General features: G+C 61.3%; 28 protein-coding genes and 1 pseudogene. 9 read left to right on the top strand and 20 right to left on the bottom strand.

Translation table 11 applies throughout. The features are described 5' to 3' along the window. Positions 1-53: 53 nt before the first annotated feature. Together HHL24_RS13550 and HHL24_RS13545 are read left to right on the top strand one after the other, a co-directional pair. Positions 54-572, top strand: a complete 519-nt coding sequence (locus HHL24_RS13550; RefSeq protein WP_169485963.1) for a thioesterase family protein — start codon at positions 54-56, stop codon at positions 570-572. After that, entirely contained in the window at positions 565-1,551 is a 987-nt protein-coding gene (locus HHL24_RS13545) for an alpha/beta hydrolase (protein ID WP_169485987.1), read from the top strand. Before HHL24_RS13550 ends, HHL24_RS13545 begins: the two co-directional genes overlap by 8 nt. On the opposite strand, the gene HHL24_RS13540 is transcribed toward HHL24_RS13545, so the two are convergent. Then, positions 1,516-2,358, bottom strand: a complete 843-nt coding sequence (locus HHL24_RS13540; protein WP_169485962.1) for an alpha/beta hydrolase — start codon at positions 2,356-2,358, stop codon at positions 1,516-1,518. The genes HHL24_RS13545 and HHL24_RS13540 overlap by 36 nt on opposite strands. Before the next feature lie 222 nt (positions 2,359-2,580). Then, positions 2,581-3,357 carry an NAD(P)H-dependent oxidoreductase gene (locus HHL24_RS13535; protein WP_169485961.1) on the bottom strand — a complete coding sequence of 259 codons (777 nt, stop codon included), beginning with the start codon at positions 3,355-3,357 and terminating at the stop codon, positions 2,581-2,583. Between the two features lie 71 nt (positions 3,358-3,428). On the opposite strand from HHL24_RS13535, the gene HHL24_RS13530 reads away from it, so the two are divergent. Then, a complete protein-coding gene (locus HHL24_RS13530) occupies positions 3,429-4,343 on the top strand; it encodes a LysR family transcriptional regulator (RefSeq protein WP_169485960.1) in 915 nt (304 codons plus the stop codon). Between the two features lie 49 nt (positions 4,344-4,392). Here the strand turns inward: HHL24_RS13530 and HHL24_RS13525 are convergent, their stop codons facing one another. Next, positions 4,393-5,274, bottom strand: a complete 882-nt coding sequence (locus HHL24_RS13525) for an aldo/keto reductase family oxidoreductase (protein ID WP_169485959.1) — start codon at positions 5,272-5,274, stop codon at positions 4,393-4,395. 106 nt (positions 5,275-5,380) lie between these two features. Here HHL24_RS13525 and HHL24_RS13520 point away from each other — a divergent pair, with 106 nt between their 5' ends. Further along, complete coding sequence (locus HHL24_RS13520; protein ID WP_169485958.1) at positions 5,381-6,307, top strand: LysR family transcriptional regulator; 927 nt, start codon at positions 5,381-5,383, stop codon at positions 6,305-6,307. A 97-nt stretch (positions 6,308-6,404) separates the two neighbouring features. On the opposite strand, the gene HHL24_RS13515 is transcribed toward HHL24_RS13520, so the two are convergent. Both HHL24_RS13515 and HHL24_RS13510 read right to left on the bottom strand, forming a co-directional pair. Beyond that, on the bottom strand, positions 6,405-7,565 hold the full coding sequence (locus HHL24_RS13515; protein WP_169485957.1) for a porin: 1,161 nt from the start codon (positions 7,563-7,565) through the stop codon (positions 6,405-6,407). Between the two features lie 211 nt (positions 7,566-7,776). Next, complete coding sequence (locus tag HHL24_RS13510) at positions 7,777-8,013, bottom strand: hypothetical protein (protein WP_169485956.1); 237 nt, start codon at positions 8,011-8,013, stop codon at positions 7,777-7,779. Positions 8,014-8,095: 82 nt separating this feature from the next. Between HHL24_RS13510 and HHL24_RS13505 the strand changes: the two genes are divergently transcribed. Together HHL24_RS13505 and HHL24_RS13500 are read left to right on the top strand one after the other, a co-directional pair. Continuing rightward, a complete protein-coding gene (locus HHL24_RS13505; RefSeq protein WP_169485955.1) occupies positions 8,096-9,313 on the top strand; it encodes a sensor histidine kinase in 1,218 nt (405 codons plus the stop codon). 55 nt (positions 9,314-9,368) lie between these two features. Further along, positions 9,369-9,857, top strand: coding sequence for a GNAT family N-acetyltransferase (locus HHL24_RS13500; RefSeq protein WP_169485954.1), 489 nt, complete (start codon positions 9,369-9,371; stop codon positions 9,855-9,857). Between the two features lie 78 nt (positions 9,858-9,935). Here the strand turns inward: HHL24_RS13500 and HHL24_RS13495 are convergent, their stop codons facing one another. Together HHL24_RS13495 and HHL24_RS13490 are read right to left on the bottom strand one after the other, a co-directional pair. Further along, positions 9,936-10,331, bottom strand: coding sequence for a hypothetical protein (locus HHL24_RS13495; protein WP_230417435.1), 396 nt, complete (start codon positions 10,329-10,331; stop codon positions 9,936-9,938). Next, positions 10,328-11,275: a hypothetical protein gene (locus tag HHL24_RS13490; RefSeq protein WP_169485953.1), complete on the bottom strand. Its 948-nt coding sequence runs from the start codon at positions 11,273-11,275 to the stop codon at positions 10,328-10,330. Before HHL24_RS13490 ends, HHL24_RS13495 begins: the two co-directional genes overlap by 4 nt. Positions 11,276-11,967: 692 nt before the next feature. On the opposite strand from HHL24_RS13490, the gene HHL24_RS13485 reads away from it, so the two are divergent. Further along, positions 11,968-12,348 (top strand): DUF2917 domain-containing protein, encoded by a 381-nt coding sequence (locus HHL24_RS13485; protein WP_169485952.1) that lies wholly within the window; start codon positions 11,968-11,970, stop codon positions 12,346-12,348. Positions 12,349-12,603: 255 nt separating this feature from the next. Here HHL24_RS13485 and HHL24_RS13480 read toward each other — a convergent pair whose 3' ends face one another. From HHL24_RS13480 to HHL24_RS13445, 8 genes are all read right to left on the bottom strand, one after another. Beyond that, the gene (locus HHL24_RS13480; protein ID WP_169485951.1) at positions 12,604-13,176 is read right to left on the bottom strand and encodes a hypothetical protein; all 573 of its coding nucleotides are present in this window, start codon (positions 13,174-13,176) and stop codon (positions 12,604-12,606) included. A 568-nt stretch (positions 13,177-13,744) separates the two neighbouring features. After that, positions 13,745-14,947, bottom strand: coding sequence for a 3-oxoadipyl-CoA thiolase (pcaF, locus tag HHL24_RS13475; protein ID WP_169485950.1), 1,203 nt, complete (start codon positions 14,945-14,947; stop codon positions 13,745-13,747). A 461-nt stretch (positions 14,948-15,408) separates the two neighbouring features. Beyond that, positions 15,409-16,389 carry a D-erythronate dehydrogenase gene (gene denD, locus HHL24_RS13470; RefSeq protein WP_169485949.1) on the bottom strand — a complete coding sequence of 327 codons (981 nt, stop codon included), beginning with the start codon at positions 16,387-16,389 and terminating at the stop codon, positions 15,409-15,411. Positions 16,390-16,417: 28 nt separating this feature from the next. Then, the gene (gene otnI, locus HHL24_RS13465) at positions 16,418-17,206 is read right to left on the bottom strand and encodes a 2-oxo-tetronate isomerase (RefSeq protein ID WP_169485948.1); all 789 of its coding nucleotides are present in this window, start codon (positions 17,204-17,206) and stop codon (positions 16,418-16,420) included. Between the two features lie 197 nt (positions 17,207-17,403). Then, on the bottom strand, positions 17,404-18,066 hold the full coding sequence (gene otnC / locus HHL24_RS13460; RefSeq protein ID WP_169485947.1) for a 3-oxo-tetronate 4-phosphate decarboxylase: 663 nt from the start codon (positions 18,064-18,066) through the stop codon (positions 17,404-17,406). After that, positions 18,063-19,373, bottom strand: a complete 1,311-nt coding sequence (otnK, locus tag HHL24_RS13455) for a 3-oxo-tetronate kinase (protein ID WP_169485946.1) — start codon at positions 19,371-19,373, stop codon at positions 18,063-18,065. The genes otnC and otnK overlap by 4 nt, the downstream gene beginning before the upstream one ends. A 14-nt stretch (positions 19,374-19,387) precedes the next feature. Next, positions 19,388-20,278, bottom strand: a complete 891-nt coding sequence (gene ltnD, locus HHL24_RS13450; protein ID WP_169485945.1) for an L-threonate dehydrogenase — start codon at positions 20,276-20,278, stop codon at positions 19,388-19,390. A gap of 79 nt (positions 20,279-20,357) precedes the next feature. Next, positions 20,358-21,062, bottom strand: coding sequence for a FadR/GntR family transcriptional regulator (locus HHL24_RS13445; protein WP_169485944.1), 705 nt, complete (start codon positions 21,060-21,062; stop codon positions 20,358-20,360). Positions 21,063-21,265: 203 nt separating this feature from the next. Here HHL24_RS13445 and HHL24_RS13440 point away from each other — a divergent pair, with 203 nt between their 5' ends. Continuing rightward, positions 21,266-22,090: an IclR family transcriptional regulator gene (locus HHL24_RS13440; protein WP_169485943.1), complete on the top strand. Its 825-nt coding sequence runs from the start codon at positions 21,266-21,268 to the stop codon at positions 22,088-22,090. Between the two features lie 64 nt (positions 22,091-22,154). On the opposite strand, the pseudogene HHL24_RS13435 reads toward HHL24_RS13440, so the two are convergent. Then, a pseudogene (locus HHL24_RS13435) lies at positions 22,155-22,286 on the bottom strand (MFS transporter); the annotation flags it as partial. Positions 22,287-22,370: 84 nt separating this feature from the next. Next, positions 22,371-23,561, bottom strand: coding sequence for a M20 aminoacylase family protein (locus HHL24_RS13430; RefSeq protein WP_169485942.1), 1,191 nt, complete (start codon positions 23,559-23,561; stop codon positions 22,371-22,373). 130 nt (positions 23,562-23,691) lie between these two features. On the opposite strand from HHL24_RS13430, the gene HHL24_RS13425 reads away from it, so the two are divergent. Then, a complete protein-coding gene (locus HHL24_RS13425) occupies positions 23,692-24,600 on the top strand; it encodes a LysR family transcriptional regulator (protein WP_169485941.1) in 909 nt (302 codons plus the stop codon). A 6-nt stretch (positions 24,601-24,606) separates the two neighbouring features. On the opposite strand, the gene phnN is transcribed toward HHL24_RS13425, so the two are convergent. The 3 genes from phnN to phnF are packed head-to-tail and all read right to left on the bottom strand — an operon-like array spanning position 24,607 to position 26,674. Beyond that, the gene (phnN, locus tag HHL24_RS13420; RefSeq protein ID WP_169485940.1) at positions 24,607-25,170 is read right to left on the bottom strand and encodes a phosphonate metabolism protein/1,5-bisphosphokinase (PRPP-forming) PhnN; all 564 of its coding nucleotides are present in this window, start codon (positions 25,168-25,170) and stop codon (positions 24,607-24,609) included. 2 nt (positions 25,171-25,172) lie between these two features. Continuing rightward, positions 25,173-25,919 (bottom strand): DUF1045 domain-containing protein, encoded by a 747-nt coding sequence (locus tag HHL24_RS13415; protein ID WP_169485939.1) that lies wholly within the window; start codon positions 25,917-25,919, stop codon positions 25,173-25,175. Beyond that, entirely contained in the window at positions 25,916-26,674 is a 759-nt protein-coding gene (gene phnF, locus HHL24_RS13410) for a phosphonate metabolism transcriptional regulator PhnF (RefSeq protein WP_169485938.1), read from the bottom strand. The genes HHL24_RS13415 and phnF overlap by 4 nt, the downstream gene beginning before the upstream one ends. Positions 26,675-26,851 lie beyond the last annotated feature (177 nt).

Below are 26,851 nucleotides of genomic sequence, written 5' to 3'. Positions count from 1 at the left end.
TGCGTTCCCGCAGCGGCCGATGCAGCTCATACTGATCAAGGAGATGATTGCATATGCCGGACCACGCTTCGCTGCCCTGCTATCGCGATACCGTGCGCGCTGAATGGGTCGATTACAACGGCCACTTGCGCGACGCGTTCTACATGCTGATTTTTAGTTTCGCGACTGATGTGCTGATTGACGTCATCGGGCTGCCTGATTCGGTGCGTAAAGAACGTGGCCGCTCGATCTATACGCTCGAAGCGCACATCAACTACCTGCATGAAATCAAGGAAGGCGTGCAGGTCCGCGTCGATATGCGCGTGCTTGGGCGTGACGCGAAGCGGCTGCATCTTTACCTCGAGATGTTTGCTGATGATGGCGTCGAACCGGTGGCCGCAGGCGAACAGATGCTGCTGCACGTCGATACAGGCGGACCGCGCGCTGTTGCCTTCGACCCCGATGTCGAGGCGCGCGTTCGGACATTGGCGCAAGCGCATACTGTGTTGCCGGCGGCCAGGTTTGCGGGTCGCGTGATCGGATTGCCTGTCAAGACACCACGTAATGGGAGCGAGGGGAGTGAGCATGCTTGAACCGGAGATCGCCGCGTTCATCGAGCGAACCGCTGCCATCTATGCGGGGCATTCGACTTCATTGCCGCCGAGCGAGCAGCGCGCGATTTACGAGCGCTATGCGGCTGCACTCACGCCGCCTTTACCCGCCAATGTGATAGCCGAAGACGCTGTGTTTCGGGCGAACGCCGGGCATCTGATCAGGTTACGGCTTTATCGGAATCGTGAAAAGGCGAGCGGGACAGCCGGAAGCACCGTCCTTTACTTTCACGGTGGCGGCTTCGTGCTCGGCTCACTAGAGAGTCATCAGATCGTGACGGCGCGTATTGCTGCGGACACCGGCCTCGACGTGATTGCGGTCGATTACCGGCTTGCGCCTGAACACCGCGCGCCAGCCGCGCATGACGATTGTCTGGAGGTCACGCTCGCGGCATTGGACGGCCGGTTGCCGTTTGATTCGCTAGCGGAAAGTACGCTGCAATTGGCGGGTGACAGTGCCGGCGCCAGTCTCGCTGCCAGCGTCGCTATGCGGCTGCGTGATGACGGTGTTCAGGGCATATGCGGACTCGCGTTGGTCTATCCGATGCTCCGCACCGAGCCACAAATGCCTGCACGCGAAAGCGAAGCACACGCGCCGATGCTGACGCTTGCTGATGTATATGCATTTCGCGATCTCTATTGGGGCGAACCCGGGAGCGAACGCGCGCCCTATCCTGCGTGGACGATACCGCTCGATGCGGCGCGCTTCGAGGGTTTGCCGCCCACGCTTGCCATCGGTGTTGAACACGATCCGTTACGGGACGACGCGAGGGTGTTTGTCGAACGCGTTAATGCGGCCGGCGGACACGCCCAGTTATGGATTGGAACCGGGCTCGTGCATGGGTGCTGGCGTGCGCTCGAATCGAGTCCTGGCGTACAGGCGTTGCATCACGCTGTCTGCCAGTTTCTAGCATCAATCGATGCATCACGTCTGCGCCGCGCCCCCACTCCGCTTGAATGAACTGGCAAAAAATAGCACCTGGTATTGCACCGCATTCGACCAATACTTCCACGTATGCCCGCCAGGCCGCTCCGCGTAATCATGCGGCACCCCCAGCTCGACAAGCCGTGCATGCAGCGTCCGGTTCGACTGAACAAGTGAATCGTTCACCCCGCAATCGATCGTCAGCGCAATATGCGCATTCCCCAAACTACGGGCATTCTCAACAATCGCCTCGTTGTTCCAGAAGTCGGCGTGACGAGTCGGATCCCCAAACACCTGATCGATCCCGGGCTCATCCTCGCACCCGCGCGGATCGACCGCGCCGCTAATACTGCCCGCAGCGCCGAATTCGTCCGGCCGGTCCAGCGCGATATGCAACGCCCCGAACCCGCCCATGCTCAACCCCGTAATCGCGCGCGCCTCGCGCGTCGCAATCGTGCGGAAATGCGTGTCAATATAGCCGACGACTTCTGTGCCTACATAGGTTTCGTAACGGCTGCGCGGGTCGACTGGGCTGTCGATATACCAGCTCTCATGTCCGCCGTCCGGCATGACGAGGATCACGTGATAGCGGTCGGCGAGTTTACCGATATGCGAATTTGCGGTCCAGTCGGTGTAGTCGCCGCCTGAGCCGTGCAGCAGGTAGACGACGGGGAAGCGATCGGCCGCTTTGCCGTGCGTGTATTGGTCAGGCAGCACCACAGTCGCCTCGAACGACTTATGCATGGCTGCGCTGGGAATAGTGACGACCCTGGACTGAAACGCCCAGACCGGATTCGTGAACAGCAGCGTCAGAATGAGCCAGAACACACGGTTCATTTTCATAGTTTGTCGCTCTCCCCCTTTCTATGTGTTCGAAGAACACTGTCTGGCATCTGGCGGCAAAATTCTGACAACGACTCTAGCAACGGCGACTTACAACCAAATTTCAGCGAAACATACGGTCTCGTCAGCTTGGCGCCGCTCCAAGGGGGAACCGGACCGGCCCAAACCAAACGTCTATTCAACGGTTACACCCGGCACGTGAATGCAGGGGCGGTACCGCGTCTATTCAATATGCGCTGAAAAGCCGACCTGATCCGGAGCAAGATCGGGTCGCAATGTGAGTTCCGGAATGTCGTACGCCCCGGCGTTCTGAGGGCGAAACGGTATCGGCGCAGTCTTCCACAGGTCATCGAGACGCTGTCCGAGCGCGTCACGGACCTCTGAAAATCTCGCTTCGTCGATTCGGCTCGTCCGATGGATAACGAACGGTGGCAACACGTCGAAGCCGGGGTAATACAGAACCCCATGCTGAATGGGGAACAACACGTCGTCGATCGGCCCGTTGATACCCCGTGGGCTGTAATGAGACTCCCATCCTCCTGTTGTAACGATCAGCATGGCCCGCTTGCCTGCCATGGCGCCTTCTCCGTAGCGGTCACCCCAGCGCGCGTCGGAGTGCTCTCCGATCCCATACGCGAAGCCATAGGCATAGACGCGTTCCACCCAGCCTTTCAGGATCGCAGGCATCGAAAACCACCACAGCGGAAACTGCAAAATCACGGCATCCGCCCACCTCAGCTTCTCCTGTTCGAGTGCGATGTCCTGACTTTGCCGGCCATCCTTAAAAGCACGCTTTGAGTCGAGAGAGGGATTGAAACGCGCGCCGGTTTGCCTATCCAGGCTGTCGTTTGCATCGAGCGATGCTTTCCAGTTCATCGCATACAGATCGGATACCTGGACGACATGCCCGGCATCCTCGAGACGCTTTACCGAAAAGTCTTTAAGGGACCCGTTCAATGACCGGGGTTCGGGGTGCGCATAGACGAGAAGAACATTCATGACCTTGACCTCCATTACCAGAAAGGGACACGATAGGTCTCCGTCCGGTATATTGGAAATGAATTACCAATATGTCAGGTATTACCATGAATAATCTCAGAAGACTGGACCTCAATCTGCTGGTGACACTCGACGTCCTGCTGTCGGAGCACAACGTGACCCGTGCCGCGGAACGCTTGAACTTCTCTCAACCGTCGGTGAGCGTGCATCTTGCCAAGCTGCGGGATATCTTTGGTGACCCCTTGTTGCTGCCGGGACCACGCGGCATGCGCCCCACCGCAAGGGCCGAAGAATTGCGCGAACCTTTGCGCCAGGCACTCGACGCACTTGAGCACGCGGTGGCGCCGGCCAGTCCATTTAATCCGGCCGAAGCGAGTCATACGTGGCGCGTGGCCGCAACCGACTATGCCGAATCGACAATCCTGCTGCCCGCCCTGGCCAGTTTGCGCGCGGCGGCGCCCGGCACCCGGCTCGCAATCGTCGAAGCTGCGCCACCACGCATTGCGAAGCAAGCGGAACAAGGCGACATCGATCTGGCATTCCATACCCGCGAAGGCGCGCCGCCCGGATTGCGCGGGCGGGTGCTTTTCAAGGAGCGATATGTGCTGGTAGGGCGCGCAGATCACCCACGCCTGAAGCGACGGCCAACGCTCGCGCAGTTCTGCAAACTGGAACACGTGATCGTCTCGCCGGATGGCGGTGGATTTAGCGGCGTCACGGATGACGCGTTGGCTGCGGTCGGTCTCACGCGCAGAGTTGTGCTCTCGGTCCCGCACTTCCTGTTCATGATGTCAGTCCTCGCGAACACAGACCTCGTGGCGATGCTGCCTTCGCGGTTGGTACGCGGCAATAGCGCGCTCAGGGTCGTCGAGGCGCCGGTTGAAGTACCGGGTTACGAAATGGCGATGCTCTGGCATGAACGCTCTCATCGCGACCCGGCACATCAATGGCTGCGGGAATGCATCACGGATGCGGTGGCGACGTGAACACGCGCGAAAGTGCCGAGGCCCAACTCGACACTCACGCTATACGTGGTCACGCCTCCCCATTCCCTGCGCCAATCGCATCCAGTTCAGCGCGCACCTCGTCGGTCAAGCTCAAACGTGCTGCCTGCATGTTTTCACGCAGATGCCCAAGCGACGAAGTGCCCGGAATCAGCAGAATGTTAGAGGCACGATGCAGGAGCCAGGCGAGCGCCACCTGCATCGGCGTCGCGCCGATCGTTTGCGCGACCGTGGACAGCGCTGACGACTGGATCGGTGTGAATCCGCCAAGCGGGAAGAACGGTACATAAGCGATCCCCTTCCCCGCCAGTTCATCGACCAGCGCATCATCTTCCCGGTGAACCAGGTTGTAGTGATTCTGTACGCAGACGATCTCCGCGATGCCTTGTGCCTCGGCGACCTGTGCCGCGGTCACGTTGCTCAAGCCGATATGGCGAACCAGTCCTCGCTGTTGAAGTTCAGCAAGCGCCACGACCTGCTTTTCAATCGACCCTTCGGCGGGTGCATGCACGCTGCCCATGATTCGCATATTGACGACGTCGAGTGCGTCGACACCGAGATTGCGCAGGTTGTCGTGAACGCCACGCTCGATGTCTTCCGGTTCGAGCGCCGGCAGCCACGAGCCATCGTTGCCACGAACCGCGCCAACCTTGGTGACGATCACGAGGTCGTCCGGATAAGGATGCAGTGCTTCGCGAATCAGCTGGTTGGTGATGTGGGGCCCGTAGAAGTCGCTCGTATCGATGTGATTGACACCCGACGCCACCGCTTCGCGCAGTACGGCAATCGCTGCGTCACGATCTTTCGGCGGCCCGAATACGCCGGGTCCGGCCAGTTGCATGGCGCCATAGCCCATGCGCTGCACGGCGTGGCCCGCCAGCGGAAATGTGTCCACGGAGGTGAAGTCCGACATAGCGCGCTCCTTGATGTGAGGTATTGAGAGGCAGTATGACGGGGATTGCGTTGTTCGATAATCCAGCCTAAATTGCACGGGTTGTTAAACATTTTGAACAACGGCCATGGAATTCAACGATCTTGCCGCATTCGTTTCGGTCGCTCGCGCCGGCGGCTTTCGTGACGCCGCGCGCATCAGCGGCGTCTCCGCCTCCAGCCTGAGCATTGCGGTACGCCGTCTCGAGTCGAAGCTCGGTTTGCGCCTGCTCAACCGAACCACGCGCAGCGTGGCCCCGACCGAAGCTGGACTGCGACTGATCGAAAAGCTGACGCCATTGTTCAGCGAGATGGAAGCCGCGCTGGATGTCTTGAACCGGTTCAGGGACAAGCCGAGCGGCACACTCAAACTCAACGTCCCGTCGAGCGCCGCGCGCATCGTGTTGCCGACCGTCATCCCCCAGTTCCTGAAGGCCTATCCCGACATACGCGTGGAAGTTGTGGTGGAGGATGGCTTCGTCGATGTGCTGTCAATCGGCTGCGACGCGGGCATTCGCTATGACGAGCGGCTTGAACAGGACATGATCGCGATTCCAATCGGGCCACGTGTGCAGCGTTTTGCTACGGCCGCGGCGCCGGAGTATCTCGACACGCATGGCAGACCCGAGCATCCGCGCGACCTGCTCTCTCATGCGTGTTTGCGTGGTCAATTTGCCGGCGGCGCCACGCCGACCTGGTATTTCGAACGTGACGGCGAGGCGATCCAGTTGAATCCGTCGGGACCGCTCCTCGTCAGGCCCGGCGCGGCAATCGACCTTGCAGTCAGTACCGCTGTCGCAGGAGTGGGAGTGATTCACCTTTTTGAGGACATGCTGCGCCCGCATCTCGATAGCGGCGCGTTGGAGCCGATCCTGGAGCCGTGGTGGCAGCGCTTTTCGGGGCCGTTTCTTTACTATCCGGGCCGTCGTCATTTGCCGGCACCGTTGCGCGTATTTGTCGATTTCCTGAAGGCGGGTGGTCAGGCGGATACGCCGGTCGTTTCTAGTGGATCGTAGCAGGCGAAGACCAACGTACTCGTGAAACCGTCGGTGTCGACGGATGCCTGCCAAAGTGCAGGCATCCGTCATTACGGCTCTGGTAACGCGTGGCCGATCAGAATGCGTGACGCATCCCCACGGTGACTGCCACTTGCGAGTCCGACGACGAAGGTGAAAGCGTGTTGATCATGGCATGCGAGAGCACCGAGTCTGCAGGCGCACCGTGCACGTTCTGATAGACGCCTTCAAGATAGAAGTCCGTGCGCTTGCTGATCGAATAATCGGTCTGGAGCATCGCCGTATTCCATCCCGGCGACGAACCGTTATAGGCGCCATGCGTGTAGGTATACGCGCCCGATACGCTCAATGCAGGTGTGATCGCATACTTTACGTTCGCTTCGTAGTTGTCGAGGCGCAGCGAGCCACTCAGGGTTCCAGCGGAAGAGTCGTTCGCACCGAGGTAAGTGCCGGTTCCGAAGGAGAAGACACCCGACGCGTTGTCCATCTGCGTATGGCTCCAGACGAGGCCAAACGTAGCCGGTCCGAAGGTGTAGTTACCGCCAAGCGACCAGATACGCTGGCGTTGTGCCAGGAAGTTAGCGCTGGTATCGCCCGTGGTAATGGCACCGCCTGCGCCGCCTGCGTTGTTGAATTGCAGGTAGCCGGCGGCGAGATTGACAGGCCCTTGCGTATAGGAGACGCCGAAGCCATATGAACGGTTGTCCGCGAAACTGCCTGCCTTGTTGCTGAACGCATACATCGTTTCGAACGTGACGCCGCTGAACGTCGGGCTCGCGTACTTGACCATATTGTTGAGAACGACTGAATCCGCAGCAAGGTTGTCGTTTTCAAACGGATGCGCAGCCATGTTGCCGCCCCACGTGTTGGACCCCGCCGTGAGCGGACCGACCAGGTCGTTCATCACATCAAACTGGCGGCCGAACGTCACGGTGCCGTATGGATCGCTTTGCAATCCGACCCACGCCTGAGAGCCGAAACCATCGCCGGAGAAAGCCTGCGCGCCGTTATTCAGAAGGAATCCCTGCTCCAGTTTGAAGACCGCATGCAAGCCACCACCGAGATCCTCCGTACCCTTGAGGCCGAATACCGTGTTTTGCGTCGAGCTGGTCACTTCCTGCCAGTTGCTATGTCCGCCCTGATTGTTCGTGTAGATCAATCCGGTATCGATAAGACCATAGAGGGTCACGCTGCTTTGCGCGTGCGCCGACATAGCAAAGGCGCCGGAAAGCGCGACCACGAATAAAGACTTTTTCATACTTGTTGGCTCCGTGAATTGGCGGTGATTATGTGTTCAGTTGTTTGCATTCAATACCCATTGGCAGGCGTGTTGGCCGCCAACAAGACCTGCGAACGGACCGGCAACGCATTCGCGCGCCGGCTCCACGTGAACTGCGAAAACGTGCAATATTGTTTGCTGATTATTGCGTGTAGCGTGCTTGCAATGACTTGCCAATGGCGCATGCTGACTACAGGATGGTTTTCAATTGAGTTGCGCAGGCGCGTCTTGCGAGCGCCGCCGAAAATAAAGAGTGCGATGATATGACGCCTGATATAAATAGCGCGTCAAAAATAAGTTGGCGTTGCGCCAAAATAACAATGCCGGCGACGCCGTTACTGCCACCCGCTCGAACGGAAAAGATTGCCGGACACGAAGCCGCCTGAACAGCAACATCAACAGCCGCCTGGCTGAATATCATTGTCATCGGCCCGGCTTATCCAAGAGGTGATCCACGATCAGTAATTGCGGCGATAATGAGGCAGAAACTTCACCTCGATGCAGCCAATATGACCGAACCAGCCCCTAGCCCGCTGCGCAAATTTGCCGATTTCATTCGCGAGCAGCAGGCTCGCCTGACCGCGCAATGGATGAAAGCCGTTTTCGGCGATGTCGACCTCTTCGAAGCGGACAAGCTCACCTATCAGCAGCTCGCCGATCATCTGCCGGAAATTCTCGAAGGATTATGCCTGGCACTCGACGTCGAAGATCTCGAACGCGTCGAGCCGGCGATCGAACGCAATGCGAGAAAACACGGCATGGTCCGCTGGCGTCAGGGCTACCGGATTGAGGAACTCGTGCGCGAGCTCGATCTGTTTCATCAGGTGCTCGCCGACGCGCTAGAAGAATTCGCTGGTCAGGACAGCACATTCACGCGCCGCCACGAAGGCCGGGCGCGGCGCCTCGTCGCCGAAACACTCAGCATGGTCACGCTCACGTCGATCAAGGAGGTGGTCAGCGAACGGGACCGCAAGATCGATGAGTACACCGGCAGACTCGAGCGCGCCAATCACGAACTGACGCTCAAGCAGCGGCTGGTCAGCGATCTTTACGAGTCACGCATGCAGATCACCCGCAGCGTGGTCCACGATCTGCGCAATTTTCTGAACGCGTTTTCGATTGCGCTGCAACTGATCGGACGGGCGCCTTCAAAGGCCGATACCGCGCTGAAGCTGGCCAACCGGCAGGCCGCCGACATGAAACAACTCGTCGACCAGATGGTCGAGTACTCCGTCGTGCTCGGCGACGACACGCCACTCGCACGGGAACAGGTTGAGCTGCACGCGCTTTACGATGAACTCGTCACCGCTTCGCGTCCGGCAATCGAGTCCAAAGGACTGACGTTACACGCAACGTTCGATCCGGCGCTATCCACGGTCACGTCCAATCGTCTGAAAATTAAGCAGATTGCCGTCAACCTGCTTTCCAACGCGACAAAGTACACGAAGTCCGGCGAGATCGAACTTGTCTTCGCAACGGCCGGCACGGAACACTGGTCGATTCGCGTGTCGGATACCGGCGTGGGCATTGCGCCTTCGGATGTGAACCGGGTATTCGACGAATTCGAACGCGCTGCGGGCGAAGATATTCCCGGCACAGGACTCGGTCTCGCGATCGTCAAGGAGCTTTGCCGTGTGTTGCACGGTCAGATCAATTTTGCGTCACGCGAAGGCATTGGGACCACGTTCGAAATCCGGTTCCCGTTGGTGCTGCCTGAAACCGAATAAACGTTCCGTCGGCAACTGACGCCAGAACCGCTCGTGAGGCGATGGAGACCTGTGCATGGTAGAAATTTATCCCGCTCGATTTCCCGAACAGCTTGAAGTTGTGCGGGCGATATTCCGCGAGTATGCCGAAAGCCTGGGCATCGATCTGAGCTTCCAGAATTTCGAGTCGGAACTCGCGGAGTTGCCTGGCAAGTTTGCGGCGCCCGGGGGGCGCGTTCTTCTTGCTCAAAACAATGAGGAAGTGGTGGGTTGTGTTGCGATGCGTCCTTTGGATGAATCGACGTGTGAAATGAAGCGACTTTATATCCGCCCATCCGGGCGTGGCCAACAGGTCGGCAGGCAGTTGGCAACGCTGATTTGTCGAATAGCGCAGGAGGCGGGATACACGCGCATTCGTCTCGACACGCTTCCCGACATACAGGCCGCACAACAGCTTTATGCGTCGCTTGGTTTCGAGCCGATCCCCGCTTACGTCTTTAATCCCATCGCGGGCACGATTTTTCTGGAGCGCGATCTGACGCGCCCGGAAAATCAGGCCACGTAGTCACGCAGCGCCGCGTTCATGCTTCTTTGGAAGAGTGCCTTTGACAAGCGCGAATGGCCGCTCCGGCCATTCGCGCGCCTACCCCGCCCTGTCGTTCCTGCTGGTCGGCAAACATTCACTCATTGCGCCGCCGCGGGCGCTCAGTCCCCGCACCACGACCTCGGACGATTTGCCATCACGTCTCGCCAATTCGGCGAGGTCGAGCAACGCTGCGTATTTCGCCGAGCAGTCCTGTTGGGGTTCAATCGCTCGGTGCACGGCATGCGTTTCAGTGTTCGTGATGCCCTCGCCCGCTGCAATCGCGACACCTGCAACAACGACCATCGTTGCCAACGCGCCTAGCTTGCATAACGCCAGTGTACGTATCGCGTTGAAACATAACCGGATCGCCTGCGCACGTCCCTGCCCGCTCATCCGCGGCCGACCGATGTGGCCGGCCTCATCGCCGGTTCTGACTCGCACGTTTTCATTCATGACCAGTGCGCCGGCACCCAGACATTGCCCACCCAATGCCCCGGCACCCATACGACAGGGCGCGGCGCAGGCGCCACATAGACAACGCGCGGAGCGACATACACGGCAGGCGGCGGGGGCGGCGGCGGTACGTAGACAACCGGAGGCGGCGGCACATACACAACCGGCGGCGGTACGACGACAACCGGCTTCGCTGCAACCACTACCGTCGTGCTGCCCGTCGTGACAACGCCGGTAGTCGTGACCGTCCCGCTTGTCGTCACCGTGTTGCCATGTGTGCCCGTCGTGCTCGTCGATGTCGTGACGACGCCCGGCGCAACACGCGTGGCCGTGCCGGAGTGATTGACGGTCCCGCCATCGGACCCGGTCACCGTGCCCGAACGTGAACACGAATTGCCCGCGCAATTTGTCGATGCCGAGTGGTTGACCGTGTTGCCGTTCGAGCCGGTAATCGACCCGGACGACGAATACTGGCCAGGCGCAGTTTTGGTCACATCGCCGGAGGTGGTGGCTGTTTTGCCGTCCGGTCCGGTGAGGGTGCCGGTATGTGAACAGGTGCCGCCCGCACAGTTGGTGTCGCCTGCATGCTGGACCTGGTTGCCGTAGCGTCCCGTCGCCGTGCCTGAATTCGAGAACTGCCCGGGAGCGTTACGCGTCACCGTGCCGGTGTTGGTCGCCATGCCGCCATAGGGGCCGGCCACGCCGCCAGCGTGCGAACAACTGCCGCCGCCACACGAACCGTAACGCGCGCCGTTGTAGGTGCCGCGCGAGGTGTACGCGGTGCCATGCTGCGACCAGGCGAAAGCCGAAGCGCTACCGAGCGCGAGTACGGCGACGGTTGCAGTGAGCGCGAGCTTGCGCACCGCACTGCGTACGGATGCGGCGGTCGTCACGGAAGCAGCGGAAGCGGCGGCGGCAGGGACGACGAACGAACAGTTTTCCACGGTATGTCCTTCTTGATTTCGGGCCACTTCTGCGCACTGCGGCGTGGCGACAAACGGACTATAGAAGGACGTCTGGTTTTAATCAGCAGCGAAGATATGTCACCCTGTTTCACCGCGACAGAACCCCGCTGGACAAGGGTTTGCGGGCGATTCGAACGGGCCGTGACATAGGTCGACATAAATTCGTTACGACGATCAGTTTTACGAACCGTGTCGAGACTATCCAGCGCCGATCCTCGCCTGCGCCGGCAATCATGACGGGGTGGTCTCGCTGGATGCGCACATCTATGCCAACTGGCGGCATTGCCTGAGAGAGCAACGGTACCGGCAACGCGACCCGACGCAAGCGTTACGCATTGCGAAGCGCACTCGCCGTGCAAATTCGCCGCTGCCTGGCGGCAAGCCAGATGCATCGACTCTGCGCGCCTCGCGTTGTCGCTTGAATCCATTGCGATTTTTTTATTGACAAGACCTGCGGCAAAACGGCACACTCATTCGCATGTTGACGCACACCTCCATCGCCTTCGCGATTAAAAACCCAACAATGCATGCCACGATCGGCAGGCATTTGGGAGCATGTGCGCGTTAGCAGTCTGAATCTGCAAAACAAAACCCAAAGGCCCCGCCGGTAACGGAAGGGGCCTTTTGTTTTATGGGTGCCTCCGTCCGCCGGCTCGATGACGGAGAGCAAGATGGATCAGGCAAGCCCGCAGTGCATGGACGACGACTCAAGTCTGTCTGCTTATCAACAGGACGAGCGTCTGCCGAAGGTAGTGCTACATTTTTCCGTAGTGCCAGGCGCAACGCTGACATGGCGTGTCGACGCCGACAGCACGCTATGCGCGCACGGCGCGCGCCTATGGCTCACGCGCGTCAACTCGCCTTACGATCACTGGCTCGAACCGGGCAACGCGTTCCGGCTGCAACGCGGCGAACGCGTGTGGCTCAGCACGGATAGCGAACGCACCGCGCGCGCGTCGTTGAGTTGCACGCTGCCCGCCAGACGCCGTCTCGTCAGGCGTTGGCTGGGGCGGCTCGCATGGTTGGGCCTGGGGGCGCCGGCGACTCGGTAGCGTGCCCTGTCGTGACTCGATGGTCGAGCTTTCGTACCGCGGAAAAGCAAACACCCCTGCGATGAGGGGTGTTTGTCGATCCGCCATGCAGGCTCCGAGGAGCCAGGCATACCGCGTTGCGCGGCGGCTTGATGGTGCCTGAATGCGGGTTGCCTAAATGCCGGTTGCTTAAATGCGAGCTGCCTAAATGCGAGCTGCTTAAACGTGGGCTACTTGAGCGTGCGCCTCTTACTGGCGTGGCATTGAGTGCGCAACTTATTGCGGCGTCACCTGCACGGCGGCTGCCGAAACGAATACTGCGTGGATCGTATCGCCGATCTTGACGCCCTTCAGATCGACGTCCGGTCCGACTTCAAGCGTTTGCGTCTGATACGCGCCGCGCAGCGTGACGAGGCGCTTCTTGTGATCGATCTTCTGCACGGTGGCGAGCACTTCGATCTGACGCGCGGATTCAAAGCCACCCGAAGCCGGGGCATATACCTGCGTGTCGACGCGCGCACGAATGCCCTTGTCTGCGCCGGTGACCTTGTCGGCCTTCACCAGCAACGCATTCTTGTACAGCACATCCACCCGATCGCCGATCTTCAGTTGATCGAAGCCGGCGACTTGCTGGCTCACCAGCACGACCACCGCGTTGCCGCCCGGCCCTTTGAGCGTGAGGGTGCGGCTGCCCGGATCGATACCGACGATCTCCGCTTTCACATGCACCGGTTGCACCGCACTGACAATGCCCTGCGCGGCACTGGCCATCGCATCTTGCGCCCACACCGGTTGCGCTGCGGCGAAAGCCGCCACCATCAACGCTGCTCCAATCGTCGCTGCCTTCATTTACGCTCTCCTCGAGAATTTGTTCGGTCTGGCGTTACGGCGATCTGAAACCGCAGGATGCCGCGCAGGATGCCGATTAACGCCAGGAATAAATACAGTTTCAGGAATTCACTTATTAATGCGGGGTGCGGCGCAACGATTGTACATGCCTTACAAGAAGCTACGATTGTTTATGTTGTGATTTTCAAATCAACGGGCGACATGATGCGAAATGCCGCGGCGGGTCGTCACAGCGGTATCTTGCCGGTTGACAGCACTGCTTTAATCTTTTCGTCCATCGCTATACGGCGACACTACGCGATATGCACACGGCATTAAATACATACTGCATGACGAGCTAATGGCCAATCACTTTTTATTGATGGCATTCGCCACAATGCGATCGAAATCAATGATTTACATCGATTAAACACACATTCAATAGCCGGTGAGCCAATAGGCTGCGCATAAATAAAACAGCCCCGTCGCCTGAGCGAAGGGGCTGTTCATGATGCTGTCACAGGAACGCTATATGCCGCGCATCACGTCTAATGACGCCGTGACGCTTTCCTGCACAAGCGCCAAACCATCACACACGTTCGATAGCGATCGCGATGCCTTGACCGACGCCGATACACATCGTGCACAGTGCAAAACGGCCTTGCGTGCGGTGCAGTTGATACATCGCGGTCGTGACCAGACGCGCGCCGCTCATGCCGAGCGGGTGGCCGAGCGCGATCGCGCCGCCGTTCGGATTCACGCGCGCATCGTCATCCGCGACGCCGAGCGCGCGCAGCACAGCAAGACCTTGCGAGGCGAATGCTTCGTTCAGTTCGATCACGTCGAACTGGTCGATGGTCATGTTCAGGCGAGCCAGCAACTTCTGCGTGGCGGGTGCCGGGCCGATGCCCATCACACGCGGCGCGACACCTGCCGTTGCGATACCCAGCACGCGAGCACGCGGCGTGAGGCCGAAGCGTTTCGCGGTTTCTTCGTTGGCAAGCAGCAAAGCCGCTGCACCGTCGTTCACGCCCGAAGCATTGCCTGCCGTGACCGTGCCGTCCGGGTGCACCACGCCCTTCAGTTTGGCCAGCGTTTCAAGGCTGGTTTCACGCGGGTGTTCGTCTTGCAACACGGTGATCGGATCGCCCTTCTTCTGCGCGATCGTCACGCCGACGATTTCCTGCGCGAGCGTGCCGTCGCGTTGCGCGCGTGCCGCTTTCTGCTGACTGCGCAGCGCAAAAGCGTCCTGATCGGCGCGGCTGATCTTGTAGTCGGTGGCGACGTTTTCGCCGGTCTCCGGCATCGAATCGACACCGTACAGCTTCTTCGTCAATGGATTGACGAAACGCCAGCCGATCGTAGTGTCATAGATTTCGGCCTGGCGCGAAAACGCGCTAGTGGCCTTGCCCGTTACGAACGGCGCGCGGCTCATGCTTTCGACACCGCCGGCCACCATCAGCGCGGCCTCACCCGACTTGATCGCGCGCGCGGCGATGCCGACGGCGTCCATGCCCGAGCCGCACAGGCGGTTCACCGTGGAGCCCGGCACGTCTAGCGGCAAACCGGCCAGCAACAGCGACATGCGCGCGACGTTGCGGTTGTCTTCACCGGCCTGGTTCGCGCAGCCGTAGATCACGTCGTCGATCGCGTTCCAGTCGACGCCTTTATTGCGCTCCATCAGCGCTTTGAGCGGCACCGCGCCCAGATCGTCGGCGCGAACCGACGACAACGAGCCCGCATAGCGGCCGATGGGGGTGCGAATCGCGTCGCACAGGAATGCTTCGGTCATGTGATGTCTCCAGTTGGTGTGCTGCGTGCGCTGTGCCGCTAGCGGATACTCGTTAGTGGCGCCGGCCGCTTGCGCATGGCGCGAGCCAGATGCTCCGCAGCATCGACCCGGCGAGTGCAATGGGAAACGGCCGCGTGGCAGCCGTCGCGTCAATTCAGCTTAGCGCAGGATGGTGAACGATGGGCCTGGAATTGCGGCCATTTGTTCTATAAACGAACACACGGTCATATATCGAACAACTAGACACGATAATAGGCGCGTGGCCGAAACCATGTCAAGCGAAGCCAACTCCGGACCAGGGAATACGTGCAGGCCGGCGGCCCTGTTGCATAGCGATGTCAACGATCTGAAGATTGGCGCACTCGTGCCGGCAGACGTGCTTTTACGCTTGGCGCGACAAGGCTTTGGACCGTTCTGCCAGCCATGATGTCCTTGAAACGTCTGTCCCGGCACGCGCGCTATCAGCGGATCTGAATCCGCTCGTCGGCGATATAGCTGCGAATCACATCGGCGAAGCTGCGCTCGCCGGCCAACCCGAGCCGTTCGGCACGCGAGGAGTCCCACTGCCCCGGCCAGCTGCCGACAATCTTCTCCACCCGCGCATCCGGCGCCCACACGATCCGCCTTGCAGTCTCTTCGCCGGCCACCTCGCGCAGCGCCGCCACCATCTCGTCGACGCTCACCGAAATCCCCGGCAGATTCAGCACGCGCTGGTTGCCGAGTGCAGCGGAATCGAGCTCGAGTCCGGCGATCAGGCTTTCGATCGCCTTGCGCGGCGACAGCAGCCACAGGCGCGTCGTGCCCGCTACCGGGCACACCGCGGTTTCGCCGTTCAATGGCTCGCGAATGATGCCGCTCGCGAACGACGACGCCGCCGCATTCGGCTTGCCCGGCCGCACGCTAATGGTGGGCAGCCGCAACACCCGGCCGTCGACGAAACCGCGCCGCGTGTAATCGTTGAGCAACAACTCTGCGATCGCCTTCTGCGCGCCATACGACGATTGCGGATTCAGCGCGGTGTCGTTTTGCACGATCTTGGGTAGATCGCCGCCATACACGGCCACTGAACTCGTGAACACTACCCGCGGCGTGTGCCCACGCTGCCGGCAGGTTTCCAGCAGCAAGCGCGACGCGTCCAGATTGATGCGCATGCCGAGATCGAAATCCGCCTCGGCCTGCCCGCTTACGATCGCGGCAAGATGGAAGATCGCTGCGGTCCTGTCGTCGATCGCGCTGTCGAGCACGCTGCGCTCGGCGATGTCGCCCACTTCCGTACGCACGCGGCTGTCGCCGAAATCGCTTCCATGCACCACGTCGAGCAGCACCAGTTCGGTAATCGCTTGCGGCTTGCCGTGCGCATCCTTCACCGTACCGCGCGCCAACAGTTCGCGCGCGAGACGCTGGCCAAGAAAGCCCGCACCGCCGGTAATCAGTACTTTCATGATGTGCTTTGTCCTTGCTTTATCACTATTAGCGAGCGGCGTTCAGATACGGCTTGAGCCAGCCGAGTCCCGCCGATGTGCCGGCCCGTGGCCGGTATTCGCAACCGATGTAGCCGTCATAGCCCAGCGTGTCGATCAGATCGAACAGATACGGATAATTCAATTCGCCGATATCGGGCTCGTGGCGTTCCGGCACACCCGCAACCTGAATGTGGCCGATGCCTGCCATGTCGCGTTTGAGCTTCGCTGCAAGGTCGCCTTCGACGATCTGGCAGTGATAGCAGTCGAACTGCACCTTGAGATTCGGCGCACCCACTTCCGCGCAAATCGCCTGCGCGTCGTCCTGGCGGTTCAGAAAGAAGCCCGGCATATCGCGCGTATTGATCGGCTCGATCACGACGGTGATGCCCTCCTCTAACGCGGCCTTGGCGGCATAAGCGAGATTTTTCAGGTACACCTCGCGATGCTTCGCCCGCGGCTGATCTGCACCGATCAAGCCCGCCATGACATGCAGTTTGCGATTGCCGAGCACGCGCGTGTAATCAAGCGCGGTTTCGATGCTGCGGCGAAATTCGTCTTCGCGGCCCGGCAGCGAAGCGATGCCGCGTTCGCCCGCGGCCCAGTCGCCGGGTGGCGCATTGAAGAGCGCCTGGGTCAGACCGTGCGCTTCGAGCCGTGCCTTGATTTCCCCGGCACGGAAATCGTAGGGGAACAGAAACTCCACTGCCTTGAAGCCGTCTTTTGCCGCAGCGGCGAAACGGTCGAGGAACGCGTGTTCGTTGTACATCATGGTCAGGTTGGCGGCGAAGCGAGGCATGGCGGCAACTCCTTGGAAACAGTCCGGTTCAGCGCGCGCGAGCCGCAATGAGTGAATGCATGCTCCGCGGGCGAGATTTCGATCTCACGATCGATGGGTCTGCCTCCTTGGGACAAGCCACCATCGCGTCGATCACCTGCATGTCAGTACCTATCTGCCAGCGTGGCAGCGCCACCCGGCTTTGCTTTTGTCGGCGTCTACCAGCGTGCGCCAAACACCCTCCGAAGTTCGTCAAGCGCCGCATCGTCGAGTGGCGCGGGCCGCGGGTTCGTCATCAGCCACAGACGCGCGGTCTCTTCGAGTTCTTCGAGCACATACGACGCCTGCGCCACTGAGCGCTCCCACACCACCGGGCCAAGGCGCTCGAGCAAAACCGCGCGGACGGTGCCTGCCAGCGCGGCGATCTGCTCGGCCACATGCGGGTCGCCGGGTCGTTTGTAACGAATCAGGGGGACGTGGCCCACTTTCATCACGTAGTAAGGCGTAATCGGCGGCAGAACATCGTCGTCGCTCCACACGCCGGCGAGCGTCAATGCAACCAGATGCGTCGAATGCGTGTGGACGATGCCGCGCGCCTCGCCGTTGCGTGCATAGATGCCCCGATGCAGCGCCAGCGTTTTCGACGGCTTGCCGCCGGACACCGCGTTGCCGTCAAAATCGACCTTGGCGATATCAGCCGGATCGAGCCGGCCGAGGCAGGCATCGGTCGGCGTGATCAGCCAGCCGTCGTCGAGGCGGGCGCTGATATTGCCCGCGCTGCCCACCGTATAGCCGCGTTGATAGAGACTCGCACCGGTCACGCAGATTTCTTCGCGGACTCGTGCTTCGTTCGTCGTATGAAGTGCAGGCGTGGCGGTCATTGCGCGGCTCCATCCAGGTGACGCAGTGCCTTTTCGAAAAAGTCGATCGTGCCGAAGTTGCCGGATTTCAACGCGAGCGCGAGCGGCTCGGCGTCCGTCGTTGCGGTGGCGGGCACGCCCGGATCGATCTGCGCGCCGATCCGCAACGTACGCACGTCGAGCGCCTGCACCACGGCCCCCGAGGTTTCACCGCCCGCCACCACGAACTTGCGCACACCGCGCTCGCGCAAACCGCGTGCGATCGACGCCAGCGTGGATTCGACCAGGTGCCCCGCTTTGTTGACGCCGAGCTGGTGTTGCACGGCTTTGACTTCGTCGGGCGTGGCAGTGGCATAGATCAACACGGGTTCGCCTTTATCCAGGCACTGCTGCGCAAAGGCCAGCGCCTGCTCGACAACCGGCTCGCCACGCGCCGCCGCAAGCGGATCGATGCGGAACGCAGGCCGCGTTTCTCGCCAGGCCGCCACTTGCGCGTTGGTCGCTTTCGAGGCACTGCCGGCCAGCACCGCCGAGAATCCTTCGGCACGCGGCAATTGCGCGGCATCGTTACTTTCCGCGAGCAAGCCGGCGCGGCGAAAGTTGGCGGGCAGCCCTAGCGCTACGCCGGAGCCCCCCGTGATCAGCGTGAGATCGGCACATGCCTCGCCGAGTATGCATAGATCCGTGTCCGATACGGCATCGGCGATCGCCATTCGCACGCCGTCGCCGCGTAATGCATCAAAGGATTCGCGTACGCTCGACACGCCTTTTGCCACTGTGTCGTAACGCACCAGGCCGACTTTCGATTCAGTCTGTCGCTGAAGTACGCGTACGAGGTTTGCATCGCGCATCGGCGTCAGCGGATGGTTTTCCATGCCCGATTCGTTCAACAACGTATCGCCGACGAACAGATACCCGCGATAGATCGTGCGGCCGTTCTCAGGAAACGCCGGGCAGGCAATCGTAAAGGCCGTTGCTCCAACTCCAGCGGACAATGCATCGAGCAAGGCATCCGTGACTGGGCCGATGTTACCGGCGTCGTTCGAATCGAACGTCGAACAGTATTTGAAAAAGAACTGGCGGCATCCTTGCGCGCGCAGCCAGTCGAGCGCGGCGAGCGATTGCGCGACTGCATCGACGGCGGAAATCGTGCGTGATTTCAGCGCGACGACTAACGCATCGGCTTCAACCGCATCATTCGAAGCCGGCACGCCGATGGTCTGCACCGTGCGCATGCCGCCGCGCACCAGCATGTTGGCGAGATCGGTGGCGCCGGTGAAATCGTCGGCGATGCAGCCGAGCAGCGCGCGTCCTGACGGAGTGGTCATGGCCGGCTCCGCGCTTATTTCACCGCCGGCAAGTCAATGCCGGGGAAAATCTTGATCACCGCGGAATCGTCCTCGCCGCCATACCCCGCGGTCGACGCCATCATGAACATCTGATGCGCCGCCGCCGACAAGGGCAAGGGAAATTTCGAGCCGCGCGCGGTATCGAGCACCAGACCGAGATCCTTGACGAAGATATCGACCGCCGAGAGGGGCGTGTAATCGCCGCTCAGAATATGCGGCACGCGGTTCTCGAACATCCACGAATTGCCCGCGCTATGCGTGATGACCTCATACAGCGCATCAGGATCGACGCCTTCGCGCAAACCGAGCGCCATCGCCTCGGCGGCCGCGGCGATATGCACGCCGGCCAGCAACTGATTGATGATCTTCACCTTCGAACCCGCGCCGTGCGCCGAGCCCAGCCGATAAACCTTGCCGGCCATCGCAGCCAGCACGTCCTCGCAGGCGGCATAGGCGGTGTCCGGGCCCGACGTCATCATCGTCATTTCGCCGGACGCGGCACGCACCGCGCCACCGGACACCGGCGCGTCGAGCATCTGCAAACCGGCCGCTTCGATACGCTTGCCAAGTTCGATCGCGAAGTCCGGCGCCACGGTTGCGCTTGCAATCACCACGCTGCCTGGATTCATTGCGGCGACCGCGCCTTGCGCGCCGAATAGCACCGTTTCGGTTTGGGCGGCATTCACGACCAGCGTGACGACCACCTCGCATTGCGCGCCAAGCTCGGCAGGCGATGCACAGCCGACGCCGCCTGCCGCAACGAACGCTTGCAGGATCTCCCTGCGCAGATCGCACGCGTGGACCTGAAAGCCCGCGCGCAGCAGCGAGCGCGCGACGCCCATGCCCATCGCCCCGAGACCGATAACGCCGACTTTTCTGGACATACCTGACCTCTACATTGGTTAGCCACAAGCGCCCCGATGGAGCCCCACCTCACCCCAACCCGGGCCGGCTCAGTTCAGCTCAGCAAATACCCGCTTCCGCGAGCCGCCGTGCCGCATTGTTCATATGCGTGCTCGCCGCGTCACGCGCCGCCATCGGATCGCCCGCCCGGATCGCCGCGACGATGGCCGCATGCTCTTCGCGCACCTGACGTGAGAAATCATCGCGCAGCGCTTCGTTGCGGCGCGTGACCACGGTGCCGGCTTCGAGGTACTGATTCAGGAAGATGAGCGTCTTGAGGAAATACGGATTGCCGGTTGCCGCGGCGATTGCGCGGTGGAACGCGACATCTTCGGCGACGCCGTTCTCGCCTTCGGCCACGGCTTCGTCGATTTTCGCGAGGGCGGTGTCGATCGACATCATGTCCGCGTCGCTGCGGCGCATGGCGGCTTCCGAGGCAACTTCCGCCTCGATCGCCCGCCGCAGCGCGAGGATTTGCAGCACCGAGCCCGCTTCAACCGCTTCCGCGTAATCGATGCGCAACGGCCGGATCGCACCGTGTGCGGCGATGAACACGCCACTACCCTGGCGCGGCTCGACCACGCCTTCGTTCTTCAACCGCGAAATCGCCTCACGGATCACCGTGCGGCTCACGCCGAACTGCTGCGCCAACACCGCCTCGGTCGGCAGCTTCCCGACGCGCGCGAAGGTCCCTTTGTCAATCTGCTTGAGCAACTGCTGCGCGACGGTATCGCTCAGCGCGCGCACAGGAATCTTGTCGAACATGGATGCCTCGATGCATGTTGTCGGGTCATCATACAAATTTCAGACGCCGGCGGCATCCATGCAAACCCTGAGCTTTTCGAGCAAAAGTGGGCAAAGTTGGCGAAACAGAAGGCTTAAGCTATCGTCACGCCTTTGCGCCGCATCGCGCCGGCTGAACCGCGCGAGCGCAGTGCGCCCTTCTTCGAACGCATCTCTCAAGGTCCATGAGCAAAGCCCTGCCGCCGTCTTCTGCCGTTCCTGCGAGCGCCGAACCGGCCTCGGACAAACCGGGCGACTCGTATGTGCAGTCGTTCGCGCGAGGCCTCTCGGTCATCCGCGCGTTCAATGCCGCCCACCCCGAACAGACGCTCACCGACGTTGCCACCGCCACCGGCCTGACACGCGCCGGCGCACGCCGGATTCTGCTGACGTTACAGACACTCGGCTATGTCGAGGCCGAAGGCCGCCTGTTCCGCCTCACGCCAAAGATTCTCGACCTCGGTTTCGCGTATCTGACCTCGATGCCGTTCTGGAATCTCGCCGAACCGGTGATGGAAAATCTGTCGGCGCAGGTTCACGAGAGTTGCTCGGCGGCGGTGCTCGATCGCACCGAAATCGTCTACGTGCTGCGCGTGCCGACGCACAAGATCATGACCATCAACCTGTCGATCGGCAGCCGCTTGCCGGCGTATTGCACGTCGATGGGCCGTGTGCTGCTGGCCGCGCTCGACGACGAAACGCTCGAAGCGACCTTGAATTCGGCGCCGCTCTACGCGCACACGCCGCGCACGGTGACCGACAAGGAAGAGCTGAAAAAGCTGATCGCGCAGGTGCGCCGCCAGGGATGGGCAATCGTCGACCAGGAGCTGGAAGGCGGTCTGATTTCGTTGTCCGCGCCGATTCGCAATCGCCAGGGGCGCGTGATCGCGGCGATGAATATCAGCGGCAACGCTCAGCGCAATTCGGCCAAGCAGATGGTGAAGGCGTTTCTGGAGCCTTTGCAGCAGGCCGCGCAGACAGTCTCGGAGATGGTGGCGCGGCGCGGTTGATTACATGCGGTTGTCCGCGGGCGGGTGATTGAACGCACGCAATCGCACGCAGATAGGCGAAGTAAAGACGCGCCAGCACGATCAGCAGCGGCGCGGCGGGACCGATCTGCGCATACGTCGGCGCAATCGCGACCAGGCCGGTGCTCGCCGCCGGCAGCATGATGGTCAGGTTGAGCGCCGCCTTGCGGCCCTCACGGCCCTTGCGGCGCTGCGAACTCAATGCCCGCTCATCGGCTCGTCATGAGCATCTGAGGCGCCTCATTGGCTTCTTGTTGCCCCCTCATTGCCCCAGATACCGCTCCACCAGCCGCGTCCAGAATGCCGCGCCGACCGGCAGATTGCGATCGTTGAAGTCGTAATGCGGGTTGTGCACCATGCAGCCGTCTTCGCCCGCACCGTTACCGATCCGCAGAAACGTGCCGGGGCGTTTCTGCAGCATGAAGGCGAAATCTTCGCTGCCCATCAGGATGTCGGTCTGCTCGACCACTTTGTCGTTGCCGACCAGTTCGCGCGCCACCTGCACCGCGAAGTCCGTTTCGGCATCCGAATTGATCACCACCGGATAGCCTTCGATGTACTCCACCACCGCCTTGCCGCCATAGCTCGCGGCCTGGCTTTCGGCGAGTTCGGTAATGCGCTTTTTCAGCAATGCGCGCACTTCGGGGCTGAACGAACGCACGCTCAATTCCAGCCTCGCGCTGCTGGAAATCACATTGTTCGCGGTGCCCGCATGCATCGAACCGACCGTCACCACCGCCGGCTGCGACGGGTCGACGTTACGCGCGACGATCGTCTGCAACGCCATCACGATGCTCGCAGCCACCACCACCGGATCCACTGTCAGATGCGGACGCGCCGCATGACCGCCGACGCCTTCGATTGTGATGATCGCCTTGTCGCCCGCCGACATGAACGGCCCCTTGCGGAACAGCATCACCCCGGGCTCCTCGCCCGGATGATTGTGCAGACCGAACACGGCGTCGCACGGGAAGCGCTCGAACAGGCCGTCGTTGATCATCTTCATCGCACCGCTGTCGATGCCGCTTTCTTCGGCCGGCTGGAAGTACAGATGCACGGTGCCCGAGAAATTGCGCGTCGCGCCAAGGTGCTGCGCGGCGCCGAGCAGCATCGTCGTGTGGCCGTCGTGGCCGCACGCGTGCATCTTGCCGTGCGTACCGCTCGCATACGGCAGACCGGTTTGTTCGATGATCGGCAGCGCGTCCATGTCAGCGCGAATACCGATACTGCGCGTGCCGTCGCCCACCTTCAGCGTGCCCACCACACCAGTTTGACCGACCCCGCGCGTGACCTGCCAGCCCCATTGCTCGAGCTTCTCGGCCACCAGCGCGCCGGTTTGCACCTCTTCGTAGGCAAGCTCCGGGTGGTGATGGATGTGATGGCGGATCTCGCGCAGGCTGTCGGCGGCAGGCACCAGGTCGGACACTTCAGTAAAACGCGCGGCTTCGCTCATCTATCGCTCCATGGGAAATCAGGCCGCATAACGCGGCAAATAGGCAAGCACTATAGCCACGCCATTTTGTTCGAATAAGATGCTGTTTTTTTCACCCCGATTAACAAGCTTTATATACGGGATTACCCCAATGAAGCTGCAACAGCTGCAAGCGTTCGTCGCCGCCGCCCATCACCGCAGTCTGCGCGCCGCCGCGCGCGAGCTCGGCGTGACGCAACCGGCCGTCACGCATACGATCCGCGAGTTGGAGAGCGCGCTGAATGCCGAGCTGATGGTGCGCAGCGTGCGCGGCATCGAGTTGACCGCGTGCGGGCTGGCGCTGTTACCGCGCGCGGAACAGTTGCTAGGCGATATGCGCCGCACGGTCGAAGCGGTCGAACAGGTGAAGGGGGAACTGGCCGGCAAGGTGAGCGTGGGCACGATGCCGTCGATCGCGTTGACTGCTCTGCCGCACGCGGTTTCGAAGTTTCGCCGCGCGATGCCGCTGGTGAATCTGCATCTGGAAGAAGTCACGATTCCGGATGCCGTCGCGCGTTTGCGTAACGGCGCGCTCGATATGGCGGCGATCCATCATGTGCAGGCGCTCGACAGCGACCTGGTGCAAGCGCCGCTCTACTCGACGCAGTTTGTCATTGCGATGCGTGCCGGGCATCCACCGGCGAACGTCACGCGTCTGCACGAATTGCTCGACGCCGAGTGGATCGTGACGGTGGGCGCCGATCACTTTCCGCATAGCGTGATGATGGCGATGTTCAACGCGCACGGCTTGCCCGTGCCAAAGCGGCTGCTGCGAGCGCCGTCGTCGTTCGCGGTGACGCTCGGGCTGGTGTCGCAAACGGATGTGATCGGCTGCTTTACGCGGCCGTTGGCGCAGATGGTCGCGCCGCTGGGCATCCGCATCGCGCAGATTGAAGAGGTGCTCCCAAGTTACGATCTCAGCATCATCTCGCGGCGTGATCTGTTGCCCACGCCGGCGGTGCTGCAGTTTGTGTCGTGCTTGCAGGAAGCCACCAAAGAGCGGATGGCGGTGACTGGGTAGTCGAGCCTATCGAACGTCGGGAATGTCGGCTTCCGCCTGCAAAAACGCAATCAGCTCGTGCCCCGCATCTTCCAGCGCCCCGGAGTTATCGATCGTCGTGCACCGAAGCCCCTCCGGCAGCGAAAACGGTGCCCGTCGTGCAAGCCTGGCCGCGACCTGTTCCGCCGACTCACGCGCCCGCGCGCCGAGCCGGGCTTCGAGAATATGGGGCGCTGCGTCCACATGCACGACTTCCGTGTGCGGATAGCGCGCCAACGTATGCTGCAAATGCTGACGTGACCCATTGACGACGACCGTGCATCCACGTGCAAGCCAGGCATCGAGCTCGATACCGATGCCATAACGCAGTGAGTGGCTCGACCACTCGAGCGCGAACAGACCGAGCACCGAACGCGCCGCGAATTCTTCGACGCTCAACGCAACATGCTCTTCACCGTTGCCGCTCGGCCGCGTGATGTAGCGATGCGCAAACAGAATCGGCTCGCCCATCAGGCGGCGGCGCGCAAAAGCCAGCAATGAATCCTTGCCCGCGCCGGACGGCCCCATTACATAGATCAAACGACCTGCCATTGTTATTTCACCTCGTCGGTCTGGAACGGCACACGTTGCCACAGGACAAACGGCTCGCCGGGCGCGGGTTCGACAAAGAGCGCCGCATGATCGATAGCGAGCGGCCCGAGCGCGGGCGTTTTCGCCTGCCACCAGGCAACCAGCGTCGCGCGCTCTCCGGCATCGGCGAGAGAACTGGATAGCGTCATGTGAAAACGGAATTCGTCGAACACGTACGGATAACCCCATTCGATCAGCAATGCACGTTGCCGTTCGCTCAACGGCGCGGCGAGACGGCGTGCGAGATCGGCCGCGGACGGTCTCGCACGCAGTGCATCGAGGGAGCGCAAGGCACTTGCGGCAACGGCGCCAATGTTCGCTTCACCGCTTTGATCCGCGGGACGCAGCGCGACGAAATCGCCGAGCGTCGCGGCTTCGACCGACAACGCGAATGCGCTTTGCGTCTGTGCCCATTGACGCGTCGCTTCCAGCACGTCCTGTTGAGTGATGCCTTCAGCGAGACGAAACGGCGCGACCAGCGTGCCGTGCCAACCATAGCGGCGCGGTGCTTCGGTTAGATCCGCGAGCGGACGCGTCAGGCGTTCCGGTTGTGGCGACGCACATCGCTCGCCGCGTTCCGCATCACGCCCTAACCACGCCGAACCCGCCTGCCACCACACCGACTCGCGCGACGGCGCGTAATAGACCGCGAAACGTGCGTCGTTGCGCCATTCGACCTGAGCGCCGATGCTCCCCACCACGGCGCTCATACTTCGTGCTCCACCAGCAACTGCACACGGTCCGCCGCAAAATGCGTGAAGCCGTATTTAATCGGTGTGCCTTCCAGATCGACGTCGACGTTTTCGACCCACAACACCGGCTGCTGGCGGTTGATATTCAAACGCCGCGCCACTTCCGGCTCCGGCAACACGCTGCCGATACGGCTCCACTTACGCAGATAATCGGTTACGCCCAATTCGGCCATCGCCTTGGTCACGCCGCCGGTACGCTCCAGCACCTCCGGGAAGTCCGGAAAACGCGCGGCCGGATACCAGTTGCGCGCGAACGTGAGCGGCACGCCATCCGATTCGTGCAGCGTCTCGATCCGGTAGACCAATGCGCCCGCCCGCAGGCTGAGCGCCTTCGCGACATTCGGCTCGGCCTTCACGCGCGCGGCCGACAACATCGTGCCCGCCGCAGCATGATGCTGCTGGCGCAAGTTTTCTGTAAACCGCGTGCGCCGGCCGATCGTATAGTCGATCGCGCCGGGCTGCACGAACGTGCCGCGTCCCTGCTCGACGCTGACGAGACCCAATGCGGCAAGACCGAGCATGGCCCGGCGCACGGTATGCCGGTTCACGTCGAAGCGCTTGGCCAGTTCACCCTCGCTCGGCAACCGGCCTTCTTCGCCGAAGCCGCTCGCGGCGATTTCCGCCGCCAGAATCTGCTCGATCTGCCGCCAGACGGCAACGCCCGCGCCGCGTTCGAGCAGCGTGCCCGACGTCGCGTTGTCGTTCGATGTCATGGTGCTGTCATTCCCCTGGGTTCAAATATTCGCTATGCCATGCATTGTAGTGCGCAAGCCGTGATGAAAATGTGAAACGGCGGCGATGCGCGACAACGCCCGACAAGCATACCCCTAAACGTCTAGACGTTTAGATGAATAGATGGTCAAATGTCCATTCGCTGGATCAACAGGAAT

Source organism: Paraburkholderia polaris, assembly GCF_012927345.1.
GTDB classification, from domain to species: Bacteria; Pseudomonadota; Gammaproteobacteria; order Burkholderiales; family Burkholderiaceae; genus Paraburkholderia; species Paraburkholderia polaris.
Note: the sequence above shows the minus strand (reverse complement) of the source record. Positions and strands in the feature narration are given on the sequence as shown.